This is a genomic window from Amycolatopsis sp. WAC 01376 (assembly GCF_003947415.1).
Lineage (GTDB): Bacteria > Actinomycetota > Actinomycetes > Mycobacteriales > Pseudonocardiaceae > Amycolatopsis.
In genome coordinates, this window is the sequence record NZ_QHKL01000013.1 from 67,857 (window position 1) to 82,881 (window position 15,025).

At 68.6% G+C, this 15,025-nt stretch carries 12 protein-coding genes; 10 read left to right on the forward strand and 2 right to left on the reverse strand.

Features of this window, described 5'->3' with window-relative positions; genetic code table 11:
* The first annotated feature begins 52 nt into the window (after nucleotides 1-52).
* From DMH03_RS40245 to DMH03_RS40255, 3 genes are all read left to right on the forward strand, one after another.
* Nucleotides 53-1,021: a peptidylprolyl isomerase gene (locus tag DMH03_RS40245; protein ID WP_125797253.1), complete on the forward strand. Its 969-nt coding sequence runs from the start codon at nucleotides 53-55 to the stop codon at nucleotides 1,019-1,021.
* Nucleotides 1,022-1,208: 187 nt separating this feature from the next.
* The gene (locus tag DMH03_RS40250; protein ID WP_125797254.1) at nucleotides 1,209-2,030 is read left to right on the forward strand and encodes a hypothetical protein; all 822 of its coding nucleotides are present in this window, start codon (nucleotides 1,209-1,211) and stop codon (nucleotides 2,028-2,030) included.
* A 30-nt stretch (nucleotides 2,031-2,060) separates the two neighbouring features.
* Nucleotides 2,061-2,474, forward strand: a complete 414-nt coding sequence (locus DMH03_RS40255) for a hypothetical protein (RefSeq protein WP_233611871.1) — start codon at nucleotides 2,061-2,063, stop codon at nucleotides 2,472-2,474.
* A 381-nt stretch (nucleotides 2,475-2,855) separates the two neighbouring features.
* Here the strand turns inward: DMH03_RS40255 and DMH03_RS40260 are convergent, their stop codons facing one another.
* Nucleotides 2,856-3,680, reverse strand: a complete 825-nt coding sequence (locus tag DMH03_RS40260) for an NAD(P)-dependent oxidoreductase (RefSeq protein WP_125797255.1) — start codon at nucleotides 3,678-3,680, stop codon at nucleotides 2,856-2,858.
* 35 nt (nucleotides 3,681-3,715) lie between these two features.
* Nucleotides 3,716-4,531, reverse strand: coding sequence for an IclR family transcriptional regulator (locus DMH03_RS40265; protein WP_125797256.1), 816 nt, complete (start codon nucleotides 4,529-4,531; stop codon nucleotides 3,716-3,718).
* Between the two features lie 154 nt (nucleotides 4,532-4,685).
* Between DMH03_RS40265 and DMH03_RS40270 the strand changes: the two genes are divergently transcribed.
* The 7 genes from DMH03_RS40270 (at nucleotide 4,686) to DMH03_RS40300 (ending at nucleotide 14,992) form a co-directional block, all read left to right on the forward strand.
* Nucleotides 4,686-6,197: a sodium:solute symporter family protein gene (locus DMH03_RS40270; RefSeq protein ID WP_125797257.1), complete on the forward strand. Its 1,512-nt coding sequence runs from the start codon at nucleotides 4,686-4,688 to the stop codon at nucleotides 6,195-6,197.
* Nucleotides 6,198-6,243: 46 nt separating this feature from the next.
* Nucleotides 6,244-7,188 (forward strand): 5-dehydro-4-deoxyglucarate dehydratase, encoded by a 945-nt coding sequence (locus tag DMH03_RS40275; RefSeq protein ID WP_125797258.1) that lies wholly within the window; start codon nucleotides 6,244-6,246, stop codon nucleotides 7,186-7,188.
* A 2-nt stretch (nucleotides 7,189-7,190) separates the two neighbouring features.
* On the forward strand, nucleotides 7,191-8,447 hold the full coding sequence (locus DMH03_RS40280; RefSeq protein ID WP_125797259.1) for a glucarate dehydratase family protein: 1,257 nt from the start codon (nucleotides 7,191-7,193) through the stop codon (nucleotides 8,445-8,447).
* A gap of 4 nt (nucleotides 8,448-8,451) precedes the next feature.
* A complete protein-coding gene (locus tag DMH03_RS40285; protein WP_125797260.1) occupies nucleotides 8,452-9,600 on the forward strand; it encodes a hypothetical protein in 1,149 nt (382 codons plus the stop codon).
* 14 nt (nucleotides 9,601-9,614) lie between these two features.
* Nucleotides 9,615-11,075: an aldehyde dehydrogenase (NADP(+)) gene (locus DMH03_RS40290; RefSeq protein ID WP_125797261.1), complete on the forward strand. Its 1,461-nt coding sequence runs from the start codon at nucleotides 9,615-9,617 to the stop codon at nucleotides 11,073-11,075.
* 364 nt (nucleotides 11,076-11,439) lie between these two features.
* Nucleotides 11,440-13,782 carry a polysaccharide lyase 8 family protein gene (locus DMH03_RS40295; protein ID WP_125797262.1) on the forward strand — a complete coding sequence of 781 codons (2,343 nt, stop codon included), beginning with the start codon at nucleotides 11,440-11,442 and terminating at the stop codon, nucleotides 13,780-13,782.
* A 61-nt stretch (nucleotides 13,783-13,843) separates the two neighbouring features.
* On the forward strand, nucleotides 13,844-14,992 hold the full coding sequence (locus DMH03_RS40300) for an epoxide hydrolase family protein (protein ID WP_125797263.1): 1,149 nt from the start codon (nucleotides 13,844-13,846) through the stop codon (nucleotides 14,990-14,992).
* Nucleotides 14,993-15,025 lie beyond the last annotated feature (33 nt).

Below are 15,025 nucleotides of genomic sequence, written 5' to 3' on the forward strand. Positions count from 1 at the left end.
GCGGCCATGCGCGAGAGTGTTCCTGTACTTCCTCCGGACGACAGGAGCACAGATGTCCCAGCCACCGCAGCCGGGCGAGCCCGAAGGCCAGACGCCCGACCCCGGGGCTCCGCAGGGGCAGCAGTACCCCCAGCAGCAGTATCCCCAGCCCCATCCCCAGCAGCAGGGTTGGTACGGGCCCCCGCAACAGCCGCCGCCCTCGTCGAACAAGACGGCGCTCTGGGTCGGGCTGGGGGTGCTGGGACTCGTCGTGGTGGTCGCCGTCGTGGCGATCACCGGATTCGTGACGCCGGGCTTCTTCCTCTCGGACTCGAAGAGCGAGACCGCGGTCGCGGCGCCGTCTTCGGCTCCGACGTCGAACGCGCAGGACACGACGACAGAGAGCCCGGTGGGGGTCCCGGCAAGCCGCATGGACCTGCCGAAACGCACGACGCCGCTGGCGGATCCGGCGAACTGCGCCTACCCGGCGGACTCCACCGGTTCGGTGCCGAAGAAGGCGAACCCGCCCGCGGCCGGCCCGACCCCCGCGACCGGCACGATGGCCGTCACGGTCAAGACGACCGCGGGCGACATCGCGCTGACGCTCGACCGCGGACTCGCGCCGTGCACCGTGGCGAGCTTCCTTTCGCTGGCGCAGCAGGGTTATTACGACGGCAGCCCGTGCCACCGGCTCGGCACCTCCGGCCTGCAGATGCTCCAGTGCGGCGACCCGGAAGGCTCCGGGATGGGCGGACCGGGCTACAACGTCCCGGACGAGGTCTTCCCCGAGATCAAGTACGGCCGCGGCATCCTCGCCATGGCCAAGAGGCAGACGCCGAACTCGGGCGGCAGCCAGTTCTTCATGGTCTACGGCGAGGCGACACTGCCGCCGGAGTACACGGTGTTCGGAAGCATCTCGGACCCCGGTCTGCAGACGCTGGACAAGGTCGCGCGCGCTGGGGTGGACGACGCGAAGGGCCCTGGTGACGGAACGGGGCCGCCGCGGATCCCGGTGACGTTCCAGTCGATCGCGGTGGGCTGAACGCGGTTGCCGGAAGGTCCGTGAAGGCCTCCTTGAGGGACTCTGGGTCCCTCAAGGAGGCCTTCACGGACTTCAGGATCCGTCAGGGCGGGCCACCTCGGGGACGATGAAGTTACGGCCCGTCCCGGCTCTACGAGAGGACGGTGACTGTTGAACGCTCCACGCCGCGGAGACTACGGTCGTTTCCATGACGGTTCCTCCGGCCTTGGTCGCCGCCGTTCGGTCATGGCGGGAACATGACGAACCACCGCAGCGGGCTTCCCGCTGGTCCCGCGGCTCGTGGCTCAAGCAGTTCCCGAACCACCACTCGTTCCTGAACTCGTTGCCGGAGAGCGTCGACCGGGCCGAAGCCACGCGGCACGCCGCGCGCGCCGCGACGGCGGAGGGCGCCGAACCGGCGTTTCTGGTCGCGATGATCTGGGGATACGGACCGGTCGGTTACGGCCCATGGCGTACCGCGCGGGTGCTGACCGAGAATCCGCACGCGGTCGATCGGCTGGCGGAGGCGGCCCGCGTCGCGCGCGATCACGGCGGGCCTGCAGCTTTCCGCTCTCTGGCCGATGATCCGTTGCGGTACCTGGGCGTGGCTTTCGGTACCAAGTATCTTCGGTTCGTCACGGCCGCGCTGTCGTCCGACACCGCCCCGATCTTGGACGCCGTCGTCCGCCGCTGGTTCGCGACTCACGCCGGCCTTCGCCTGAACATCGACGAATGGCGGCCGGCTGTCTACGAACGGTACGTCGCATTGCTGACGTCGTGGGCCACAGAACTCGGCCTGACCGCGGACACGGTCGAGCAAGTGATCTTCGGGGCGGCCATCACTCAGGAAGGTTCAGCACTCTGGGGTGAACGATGGGCGGGCTCCGAGGAGCCGACGGCGCGGACGGCGCAAGCCGTGCTCCTCGAGCTCGAGCGACTGTTCGAAACCGCAGACCCCCGAGCCGCGCTGGAAGCCAGAGATCACCTGGACGAACTGGAACGGATCATCCGGCAAGGCTGGTCCGATTGAGGCGCGACAACCGCAGGATCGGTGATTCGTATGGGGAACGTCCTGCCGGGCATCGTGGGAGGACTCATCGGGTTGGCAGGCGTGTTGCTCGGCGCGTGGATCACCGGCCGCAACCAAGACCGCCGTTGGCTGCGGGAACAGAAGATGAAGAGCGCGGCCGATTTCATCACGGCCGGTATGCATCTCTACGAGTCCCAGCTCGACGACAGCGACCAACGCCGCCTCACCACAGCGGACCGCGTGGCCTGGCAGGACAAGTTGCAGACTGGAAGGTCGCACATACATTTGCTGTGTCGCGAGGAAACACGCGAATCCGCCGACAAGTTCGCACGTCTGGTATGGCGGTACAAGGGAACGAAGAACGTGTCGGAAGAGGCTGACGTGGTCGACGTCCTTCGCGCTTTCAACGAACACATTCGGCGTGAGATTCGCTCCGACCGATGAATCCGAGCGGACTGTCGCCAGGTCGCCGGAGATCCGCCGCGCTACCAGGGTGTTCGGCCTTCGCCCAGCCGGGCCAGCAGTTCGGCGGGCGTGGGGCCGCTGTGGGTGTCGGGCCAGTCTCGGACCTGTTGTTCGGCCCAATCCGCCCACTGCCGGCAGGCACCGAGTCACGCCTTCACGACCGGCCGCCGAGGTCACAGCCGTCCCATTGTCACCAGGGATCACATCCGACGGTAGCGAGGGCCTCCTTCCCTACCGTCAGAGTAGGCAAGGAGGCCCTCACTACCAGGAGAACGCGTACGCAGAAGCGACACCGGCCGCGCCACGACTCCGCGCTCACGGAGCCGGTGGGCGCAGACGAGACCGGCCATACCGGCGCCCTCAGAGCGGGTTGTGCGCCCCCAGTGGCGCGGTGCAGAACGGCCCGCCGACGTACTCCGCCGCGACGCCGGTCGGCGCGGGCTTGTCCGCCAGCTGATCCGCGTAGGTCTCCGCGTTGTCGAGCGATTTGTAGCCCAGCGCTTCGGCTTCGGCGAGCGAGTAGACCCGGCGCGTGTTGTCCGAGACGCCCCAGATCAGCCGGTAGCCGGGGGAGGGGTAGCTCAGGCAGGCCTCGAACAGGCGGGCGCCGTCGTCGGGGGAGAGCCAGGTGGTCAGGCCGCGCGGGCCGAGGACGAGCGGGCTTTCGAAACACGAGCCGATCCGGATGACGATCACGTCCATGCCGAACCGCGAGTGGTACAGGCTGCCGAGCGCTTCGATGGTCGCTTTGCTGACACCGTAATAGGTGTCGGGCCGGGGCGTGGAGTCGGCGGGGAGGCCGTCTTCGCCTGCCTCGTCGTTGCGGCGGAAGCCGACGGAGTGGTTGCTGGAAGCCAGGATCACGCGCGGCACACCGGCCGCGCGCGCGGCTTCGAGGACGGTGTGGGTGCCGTTGATGTTGACGTCGAGCGTGGCTTCCCACGAGTTCTCGCGGCTGTGCCCGCCGAGGTGGATCACCGCGTCGACACCGGCGCACGCCTCCGCCATCGCCTCCGGGTCGGTCACCGAAGCGGTGATCAGCTCGACGTCCTCGCCGCCCGACGCTTCGGGTTGCGCGGCCAAGTCGAGCAGCCGCAGGATCCGCCCGGAACGGCGCAGCCGCGACCGCATCAGGGTGCCGACGATGCCCGCCGAGCCGGTGATCAGGACGCGCTGGTCTGCCATGGGTGCCCCTTGTCAGTGGAAGAAGTACGGGTCGGTCAGCGGATGCCGGCGCGGCGCAGTTGCTGGCCGAGTTCCGCGGTGATTTCGGCGAGGAGTTCGCCGACGCGCTGTGCGTCGGCGTCGGTGACTTCGGTGACCGGCATGGAGCAACTGATCGCGTCGGTGCCGGGGATGCGGTACGGGATCACGGCCGCGACGCATCGGACGCCGAGGCTGCCTTCCTCGATTTCCGCCGCATAGCCGCGTTCGCGGGTCTTCGCGCATTCGGCGTGCAGCGCTTCGGCCGTGGTGATGGTGTTCGGGGTCAGCGCCGACAGCTCCCCGGTCAGGAGCGCGTCGATCTCGTCGTGCGTCAGTTCGGCCAGCAGCGCCTTCCCCAGCGCGGTCGCGTGGGTGGGCAGCGTGCGGCCGACACGGGAGACGAGATGCGTCGAGTGTCGGGACTCGCGCGTCTCCAGGTAGACGACATCAGTGCCCTCGCGGCGCGCGAAGTGCGCGGTGAAGCCGGTCTTCTCCCGGATCCGCTCCAGTGCCTCGGTCGCGTACGGGACGACCGGGTCGCGGTCCAGGTACGCCGTTCCGCAGATCAGCGCGCGGACGCCGAGGCGGTAGCGGGCGGTGTTGGTGTCCACTTCCAGCCAGCCGGCTTCGAGCAGGGTGCGGAGCAGTCCGTGCAGGCTCGACCTGGGGAAACCGGTGCGCGCGTGGAGATCCGACAGCGAGAGCCAGACGTCGTTCGCGGCGAAGGTCTCGATGAGATCGATCGCCCGCCGGGCCGATTTGACCCCGGCGGGTTCGGCCGCGCTCGCCGCGCCGTTCGCCACGGTGACAGCGGCTTCCTGCTGTGGCATCCGCGCTCCTCCATCCGGCCGTTGACTTGTGACTCCGGCCATATTAGCGTCCCGAACAGCGTTCTTATGGATGAACATAATCACTATAACAGACTCCGTTCATGGATGTGAACAGGTCGGGCTGGGCCTTCGTGAACGCGGAAAGGAGTCAGCGGTGCATTTGCTGGACTGGATCATGGTGTCCGCGTATTTCGCGTTGATGGTCGTGATCGGCTGGTGGTCGCACAAACGGATCCACGATGTGAAGGACTTCTTCACCGCCGGGGGCCGGATGCCCTGGTGGCTGACCGGGATCTCGCATCACATGTCCGGGTACAGCGCGGTGCTGTTCGTCGCCTACGCGGGCGTGGCCTATACGAGCGGGATCACCGTCTACTTCTGGGGCATGGCCAGCATCGGCATCGGCGTCGGTATCGGCAGCTGGCTGTTCGCCGCACGCTGGAACCGGCTGCGCTCGAAGCTCGGTGTGGCCTCGCCGCTCGAGTACCTGGCGAAACGCTTCAACGTGCCCACCCAGCAGGCGCTGGCCTGGAGCGGCAGCCTGCTGAAGATCTTCGACATCGCGGCGAAGTGGTTCGCGATCGCCACGATCCTCAACGTCTTCGCCGGAGTGGATTACACCTGGGGCATCATCATCACCGGGTCGGTCACGCTGGCCTACTGCACCGTCGGTGGTCTGTGGGCCGACGCGCTCACCGACTTCGGCCAGTTCGTGATCCAGGCCATCGCGGCCATCGCCATGCTCTGGGTGGTGCTGGGCAAACTCGGCGGCGTCTCCGGTCTGTGGACGATGTGGGCCGACCTCCCGCCGAGCCACCTCAACCCGACCACGTCGAAGTTCACCACCGTCGTGTTGCTCGTGTACGTGCTGGTGAAAACCCTGGAGTACAACGGCGGTATGTGGAATCTGGCGCAGCGCTACATGGCCGCGCCGGATACGCACGCGGCACGACGGGGCGCACGGCTCTCCTCGATCCTGTACCTGGTGTGGCCCCTGTTCATGATGTTCCCGATGTTCGCGGCACCGCTGCTGATCCCGAACATCGAGAACCCGGACAACGCCTACGCGATCATGACGACGACGTTCCTGCCGCCGGGCCTGATCGGGCTGGTGCTGGCAGGCATCTTCTCCCACACGATGGCGATGGTGTCGTCCGACGCGAACGCGATCTCCGCGGTCATCACCCGCGACATGCTGCCGGTGCTGATCAAGAAGACCCGGCGGTGGACCGAAGCGCAGGGTCTGCTGGCCGCCCGCATCACGACCGCGATCTTCATCGTGCTGACCATGGCGGTCGCCACGCAGGCCCCCAAACTCGGTGGTGTGCTCGGTATCGTGGTGCTCTGGGTCGCGGCCCTGATGGGCCCGATCTCGGTGCCGCTGCTGCTCGGCATGCTCCCGTGGTTCCGCCGCTCCGGCTCCCGCGCGGCGCTGATCTCGTGGGCGGGCGGTCTCATCGCCTACGCGATCGCCTACTACGGCTACAAGGCCACCCTCGCGGTCACCGTGTCGACGCCGATCCTGGTCTCACTGGCGCTGTTCATCGGGCTCGGCTACCTCATGCCCGAGCGCAAGGCCTCGACCGACGAGCTCATCGACACGATCGACCGTGACGACGACGTCCTACCCCGCAAGTCTCAGGACGGCACCACCGTGCCTGCCTGACCGGGCCCGAACCCGGGACCATCCACAAAGAACGAAAGAGAAATCCATGGCACAGCCCAAGATCGAGCTCGACGGCCTACTGGCGTTCCCCTTGACCCCCTTCACCGAGGGGCTGGAACTCAACCTCGACGCGTTCGCGGAAACCGTCGAGAGCCACGTGGCCGCCGGAGCCGGCGCGCTGTTCGTCGCCTGCGGTACGGGCGAATTCAGCTCGCTGTCCCCGGACGAGCACGCGGCGATCCTGCGTAAGGCTCGCGAGGTCGTCGCCGGGCGTGTGCCGGTGTGGGTCGGTGCGGGCGGCGGTGCGGCGACGGCCCGTGCCGGGATCGCGGCGGCGGAGGCGGGCGGCGTGGACGGCGTCCTCCTCCTGCCGCCCTACCTGGTCACCGGTCCGCCTGCCGGGCTGGTCGACCACGTCCGGTTCGCCGTCGGGGAGTCCTCGATCCCGGTGATCGTGTACCACCGTTCCACCGGTGTGTTCACCCCCGGCTCGGCCGTGGACCTCCTCGGCATCCCGTCGGTGGTCGGCATCAAGGACGGCTTCGGCGACGTCGAACTCATGAGCCGGATCATCACCACGATCCGCTCGGTCGACAGCGACCGTGCCCGGGATTTCCTGTTCTTCAACGGTCTCCCCACGGCGGAGGTCTCCGCGCGCGCCTACGCCGCGGTCGGCGTGGCGCGGTACTCCTCTGCTGTGCACTGCTTCGCCCCCGAGATCGCGGCCCGCTTCCACCGCGCGCTCGCGGAGAACGACGACGCGGTCATGGAGGCGCTGCTCGCCGGGTTCTATCTTCCGCTGGTGGCGCTGCGGGACGAGGGGCAGGGCTTCGCCGTGTCGCTGGTCAAGGCCGCCGCACGGTTGCGCGGGGACAAGGTCGGCTCCGTCCGGCCGCCGCTGGTCGAGCCGACCGCGGACCAGATCGCCCGGCTGGAGAAGATCGTCGACGACGGGTTCGCCGTCCTCAAGTCCGTCGAGGCCGGTGCCTGAAGATGAAGGTTCTCGACGTCGTCCTGACCCCCGTCGCCTTCGCCGACCCGCCGCTGCTCAACGCCATGGGCGTGCACGAACCCTTCGCGTTGCGCGGTGTCGTCCAGCTGATCTGCGAGGACGGCGTGGTCGGCCTCGGCGAGTCCTACGGTGACCTCGCGTTCCTCGACCAGGTCCGCAAGGTGCTGCCGGAACTCAAGGGACAGGACGTGTTCGACCTCCCCGGCCTCCGCCGGAAGGTCGCCACGACGCTGGGCGAGGTCGTCTTCGCCGACGCGCACGGGCTCACCGGTGGTTTCTCCGTCAGCAAGACGGTCGCCAGCGTGTACTCGCTGTTCGAGGTGGCCGCGCTCGACGCGCAGGGGCACTACCTCGGCAGGCCGGTGGTGGATCTGCTCGGCGGCAAGGCCCGCGACGCCGTCGACTTCTCCGCCTACCTGTTCTACAAGTTCGGCGCCCACCTCGGCGCCGGCGAGGACTCGTGGGGCGAGGTGACCACGCCGGAGGCGCTCGTCGGCGAGGCGCGCCGGATGGTGGAGGAGTACGGCTTCGGATCCATCAAGCTCAAGGGCGGCGCGTTCGACCCCGACCAGGAGATGGCCGGGATCCGCGCGCTCGCCGAGGCGTTCCCCGATCACCCGCTGCGCATCGACCCGAACGCGGCGTGGACCGTCGAAACGGGCATCCGGGTCGCCGAAGAACTCGACGGCGTCCTGGAGTACCTCGAAGACCCGACGCCGGGCATCGAGGGCATGGCGCGCGTCGCCGAGAAGGCGAACATGCCACTGGCCACGAACATGTGCGTCGTGCGCTTCGCGGACATCGAGCCCGCGTTCCGGCAGCGAGCGGTCGGCGTAATACTTTCGGACCATCATTACTGGGGTGGCCTTCGGGACACCCAGGCGCTGTCCACCACGGCGGAATGCTTCGGCGTGGGGCTTTCCATGCACTCGAACAGTCATCTCGGGATCAGTCTGGCCGCTATGGTGCACGTGGCCGCGGCGACGCCGCACCTGACCTACGCCTGCGACACCCACTGGCCGTGGAAGACGGCCGACGTCATCGCCCCGGGTGCGCTGGAGTTCGCCGACGGTGCGGTCGCGGTGCCCGACAAGCCCGGGCTCGGGGTCGAACTCGACCCCGACGCGCTGGCGCGGGCCCATGAAGACTATGTCCGCAGTGGACAGACCAAACGGGATGACGTGACCTATATGCGGAAGTTCGTCGGAAACTTCGAGCCGAACACGGCACGGTGGTGACAGGGTGAAGGTCACCGGATACGCCTACCCCTGGGACGTCGTCGACGATCCCGGGTTCGTCGAGCGCGTACGGGAACTGGGCGTCGACGAGGTCGCCGTCGCCGTGTCGTACCACAGCGCCCGCGCGGCGACGCCCTGGTCACCCGAGCGCACCTCGGTCGTCGCGCGCCACGCGGCGCTGTACCGGCCGGTGCGTGAGGAGGCCTGGGGTGAGCTGAGGCCCGCCGAGCCGGACTGGGTCGAAAGCCGCGACAGCGCGGGCGACGCCGTCCGGACGCTGAACGAGGCGGGTGTCCCGGCCGCGGCGTGGATCGTGCTTACCCACAATTCGCTGCTGGGCACGGAGTTCCCGGATTTCACCGTGCGCAACTGCTTCGGCGAGCGGTACCCGTGGGCGCTGTGCCCCGGCCAGCCCGCTGTCCGCGAGTACGCCGCGAACGTGGTCGCGGAGAGCCTCGCCGGGCTCGATTTCGCCACGGTCGTCCTCGAGGCGTGCGGTCCACTCGGCGCCGTACACCAGCACCAGCACGAGAAGACCGACGGCGTCTGGTCGCCCGCGGTGGCACGGCTGCTGTCGGTCTGCTGCTGCGACGACTGCCTCGACACCTGGGCCGCGGCCGGTCAGGACCCGGCGAAGGCGCTGGGCAAGCTGCGGGCCGAGGTCCGGCGGCTGATCGACAGCGGCGACCTCCGCACCGGGGAGGACAAGATCCTGCCCACACTGCGGCAGGTCCTGCTCGACACGCGGCAGAAGGCGACCGACGCGCTCCGGCGCGAGGTGCTCGCGAAGATCCCGCCCGGTCCCCGGATCGTGCTGCACGGCGCGATGGACCCGTGGGTCACCGGCGCGCTGCCGGGGCTGACACCGTCGGTCCCGGACGACGTCGACGCGGTGGTGCTGCAGAACTGGGCACCCGGTCGCCCCGGCGTGGGCGCGGTCGCGACGGCACGGGCGAAACTGCCGTCGAAGGTCGCCGTCGGCAGCTACATCACCGCGGTGGCGGCGAGCCCGGTGCCCGACATGGAGGCCTACACCCGAGAACTCGGCAAGGCGGGCGCCACCGAACTGCACCTGTACCACCTCGGCCTCGCCGGCCCGGGGCGCTGGGCGGATCTGATGGCCGCCGTCAGCGCCGCACACGAACTCGTTTAGGAGAAGCAAAAATCATGAGCCAGGCAACGGATCCCGCCACGCTCGACCAGATCCTCGCGGCCGCCGCCGATGCGGCAGGCACGGCGGCGGCCGCGACCCCAGCCCAGCGCGCCGGATGGCTGAACGCGGCGGCGGACGCCCTCGACGCGTCCGCCGACGAGCTGATCGCGCTGGCCAACCGGGAGACGCATCTCCCGGCTTCACCGCGTCTGCAGGGAGAGCTGAAGCGCACGACGTTCCAGCTGCGCCTGTTCGGCGAGGTGCTGGCCGACGGCTCGTTCCTCGGCGCCACCGTCGACCACGCGGACGCCGCCTGGCCGATGGGGCCGCGGCCGGACATCCGCCGGTTGCTCACCCCGATCGGTCCGGTACTGGTGTTCGCCGCCAGCAACTTCCCGTTCGCGTTCAGTGTCGCGGGCGGTGACACCGCGTCGGCGCTGGCCGCCGGCTGCCCGGTCGTGCTCAAAGCGCATTCCGGTCACCCGGAGCTGTCCGCGCGCACCGGCGAGATCCTGCGTGACGCGCTGGTCGAGTCCGGTGCGCCGGAAGGGATCTTCGCGGTCGTCCACGGCCAGCAGAACGGCGTCACGGCGTTGAAGGATCCGCGGATCCAGGCGGCGTCGTTCACCGGATCGGTCCCGGGCGGGCGCGCGCTGTTCGACATCGCGACCTCACGGCCGTCACCGATCCCGTTCTACGGCGAACTCGGCAGCGTGAACCCCGTCGTCGTCACCCAGGCGGCGATCGAGGCGCGCGGCGAGGCCATCGCCAAGGGCTACGCGGGCTCGTTCAGCCTCGGTGCCGGACAGTTCTGCACGAAGCCGGGGCTGCTGTTCCTTCCAGAGGGACACGGTCTCGACGACGTGCTGCGCGAAGCCGTTTCGACGATCCCTGCGCAGCCGATGCTCAACGAACGCATCGCAGCCGGTTTCGCCGACGGGCTGGCGAAGCTGCGTGAGGTCGACGGTGTCGAGGTGCTGTCCGAGTCCGGTGGTGCGGAAGGGATCTCGCACGGCGCGACGCTGCTCGCCACGACCGCCAAGGCCTTCCTGTCCGACGCCGACACCGTCCGCGAGGAGTGCTTCGGCCCGGCGTCGCTGATCGTCACCTACGCCGATCAAGCGGAACTGATCAGCCTGCTCGGGGTGATGGAACCGGGGCTCACCGCGACCATCCAGGGCGAAGAGTCCGATGTGGACTGGATCCGTCCGGTCCTCCCGTCGCTGACCAGGGTCGCCGGCCGGCTGCTGTGGAACGACTGGCCGACCGGGGTGACGGTCACCTGGGCACAGGAACACGGTGGCCCCTACCCGGCGACCACCGCGCCGACCAGTACCTCGGTCGGCACCGCCGCGATCGAACGCTTCCTGCGACCGATCGCCTGGCAGGGCTTCCCCGACGCGCTGCTGCCAGAGCCGTTGCAGGAGAACAACCCGTGGGACCTGCCCCGCAGGACCGACGGGAAACGCCAGTAACCTCGTGAGTGGTAAGGACGGTTCTATTTGAGGGGTAAGGCAGAGGTGGCGTGACCGAGCCTCTGCGGTGAAGGCGCCTTCGCTGGCTTCAGGGTCGAGGGGGTCGTGAGTGGCAAGTGTCGTTCTAACCCTATTTATCACTCACGACCCCCTCGTGAACTGCGCAAATCGGGCACGGCTGCTGGGAAAATGTCTCTTATGGACAGTTGCGAAGCTGTGTCTTTGGCAAGTCCGCTCGCTCCGTCGCCACCTCTACCGCGCCACGTTTGTCTTACCTCTCAATAACCGTCCTTACCACTCACGAGACCTACCACACGCCGCCGCCCCTAGTTGCCGTCTTTTCGACCCCTTGGGAGGCACCGTCATGTCCGGATTCGGTCACTTCGACAGGAGAACCGCTCTGCGCTCGGGTGCGGCAGCGGCCGCTTCGGTGGCGCTCACGACCGCCCTCGCGAGCCCTTCGTCAGCGCGGCCCGCGGCCCCGGGTACGTCCTCCATCGTCACCGGATATCGCGAGCTGCAAACCGGTATCGACCGGCCGTCGGCGGAACGCACCGCCGCGCTGGCGAACCTGGACAGGGTCGCGAAGGCCTACCACGACAGCATGACGGTCGGCGGCGGTCCACTGTGGAAGGACCTCCCGCTCGGCCCTGGCAGCGAGTTCACGACGTCGATGTACGCCAGGCTGCGGGCGATCGCGGTCAACTGGGGCACCCCGGGCGGCGCGCTGGCGGGTGATCCGGCCGTCCTCGCCCGGATCAAGGCGGCGCTGGAACTGCTGTACACCAGCGATCAGTACAGCGAGAAGACCGCCGAGATCGGCAACTGGTACACCTACGAGATCGGTATCCCGCTCTACCTGCTGCACATTCTCGCGACGGTCGCCGACGAGCTGACCCAAGACGAACTCGCCAAGTACCTGAAGCCGGTGCTGAAATTCTCCGGTAATCCGAACCTCCGCACGAACAACCCGAGTGTCGTCGAGACCGGTGCCAACCGTGCGGACAAGTCCACGATCTCCATCGTCTCCGGCGCGATGCTCGGCGACGTCGAACGGATCAAACGGGGCGTCGGCGCGTTCACCGACGTGGAAGGCGGGGGAGCGGCGAGCGTCATCGCCAGGCTCCACCGCGCGGCGGGCGACGGTTTCCACACCGACGGCTCGTTCCTCCAGCACGATTCGGTGCCGTATCCCGGGCATTACGGGATCGTCCTGCTCACCGCCGTCGCGTCCGCCATCCACGTCACCAAGGGCACGGAGTTCGCACTGCCCGCCGACGTACGCGACGCGGCGTACGCGCTGGTCTCCGACACGTTCGCGCCGTTCGTCTACGCGGGCGCGCTGATGGAGTCCGTCCGTGGCCGGTTCCTTTCCCGTCAAGGGGAATCCGCGCACGACATCGGGCATCAGCTCACCGGCGCGGTCGTCCTGCTGGCGCGGTCGGCGAGCGGGAAGCGCAAGGAAGAACTCGGCGGCCTCGCCGCGAAGTGGATCACCGAGGACACTTTCGCGCCGTATCTCAAGATCCCCGACCCCGAACGGTTCGCGCCGGGGCCGGACCTTGTCGGCATCCCCGGCATCGAGTTCGCGCAGGAACTGCTGGCGACCGGGATCCGGCCGACCCGGACGGTCGCGACGCATCGCGTGTTCGGCCAGCAGGACCGGATGGTGCACATCACCGAAGGCTGGTCGGCCTCCCTCGGCGTCGCCTCGACGCGGATCTCGCGCTACGAGTCGATCAACTCCATGAACCTGCACGGCTGGTACACCGGCGACGGTTCGCTGTATCTGTTCCTGCCCAAGGCCAAGGGGCATTTCACCGACGCCTACTGGCCGACGGTCGATCCGCTGTCACTGCCGGGCACCACCACCAAGAGCGGGCCACCCCCCAAACTGGAGTCGGTGCCGCTGACGAGCAAGGAGCACTGCGGTGGCGTCCGATGGGACGCGCGGCACGGCGCGCACGCCCTCGATTTCGTCTCGCAAGACGGCACGCTGACCGCGACGAAGTCGTGGTTTTTCACACCGTCGGGTGTGCTGTGCCTCGGCGCCGGGATCACCGACACGTCCGGCGAGCTGGTCCGCACCACGATCGAGAACCGGAATCTCGGCGAGAACGGCTCCGGTGCCCTCCTGGCCGACGGCCGTCTCGTCGGCGGCTCGGAATCCTTGCGGCGTAAGCGATGGCTGCACCTGGAGAAGGTCGGCGGGTACGTCCTGCTCGACGCCGCGGAAGTGAGCGCGCTGCGCGAGGACCGGACGGGGACCTGGCGCGACATCGACAAGGGGGCCAATACCAAGGGCACGACGGTGCCGTACACCCGGCGCTATCAGAAGCTCGTGATCGAACACGGGGCCAAGCCCTCGAACGCGAGCTACGCCTACGCCGTTCTGCCGACCGCGTCGGTGCTGGAGACGATCGCCTCGGCTTGGGCGTGGCGGGTGCGGTCCAACACCGCGACCGTGCAGGCCGTCCGGATGTGGGACGCGACCCTGCTGGCGAACTTCTTCGCCGCCGGCTCGGTCGACGAGGTGTCGGTGTCCGGACCGGCGTCGGTGGCGCTCGGCCGGACCCGCGACGGCTGGCAGCTGGCCGTTTCGGATCCGACACAGCGACAGGACGTCCTGCGGGTGACGGCCCGGCGCAAGACCTTCGAGGTGCCGGTGAAGGACACGTTCGGCGCCACGCAGGTGGTTCGCGTTTAGGCGACCAATTGCGGGGCCATTTAGGTCACGTTCTGGCCTGAATGGTCCCTACGGTCACCTCATGACCGACATCGAGCAGTTCCGCATCGACATCCCGCAGTCCGAGCTGGACGACCTGACCGACCGGCTGGCCCGCACCCGCTGGCCGTCGGCGCTGCCCGGTGCCGAGTGGAGCCGAGGCGTCCCCGTCGCCTACCTCAAGGAGCTGGCCGAGTACTGGCGAGACGGCTACGACTGGCGCGCGTGGGAGAAGCAACTCAACGAGTTCCCGCAGTACACCACCGAGATCGATGGCCAGCGGGTGCACTTCCTGCACGTCCGCTCGCCGGAACCGGACGCGATCCCGCTGATCATGACGCACAGCTGGCCGAATTCGATCGCCGAGTTCCTGCACGTCCTGGGGCCGCTCACCGACCCGCGAGCCCACGGTCTCGACCCTTCGCGCGCCTTCCACGTCGTCGCGCCGTCCCTGCCGGGCTTCGGCTTCTCGCCGTTCCCCGAACCGGCCGATGAGCGTCCGTGGGACATCGCGCGGGTGGCGCGGACGTGGGCCGAGCTGATGAGCCGTCTCGGCTACGAACGCTATGGCGCACATGGGAACGACGCGGGCGCGCTGGTGACGCCCTGCCTCGCGGTGCACGCCTCCGAGCACGTCATCGGCTCGCACATCACCTCCGGACTCGGTGTGCCGATGGGCGATCCGGCGGATTTCGAAGGGCTCACCGAACAGGACCAGGCCGACCTCGCGGGCCTGATGGAGCGCTTCGCGGGCGGCAGCGGATACGCGCCGTATCTGACGAACAGGCCGCAGACGCTGAGCTTCGGCTTCCTCGATTCGCCGGTCGCGCAGCTGGCGTACCTGGTCGAGCGGTTCAAGGAGTTCGACGGCTGGCCCGAGGGCGCGGCGCCCGCGGAGCCGATCGACCGCGACCTGGTGCTCACCAACGCGACGCTGTACTGGCTGACCGGGACCGGCGGCACTTCGCTGTGGCCGTACTACGAGGGCGCGGCCGCGATGCCGATCGACCAGACGGTGGTGCCGACCGGCGTCTCGCACGGCGGGCCGTCCGCGCTGCGCAAGGTCGCCTCGCGCAAGAACGACGTCGTGCGCTGGGCGGATCACGAGAGCCCCAGCCATATGGTCGCGATGGCCGTCCCGGACGACGTGGTGACCGAGCTCCGGGAATTCTTCGGGAATCTCGCGAGGTGATGTCGAGCGGTGGTTGTCGGCTCCGACCCAGGG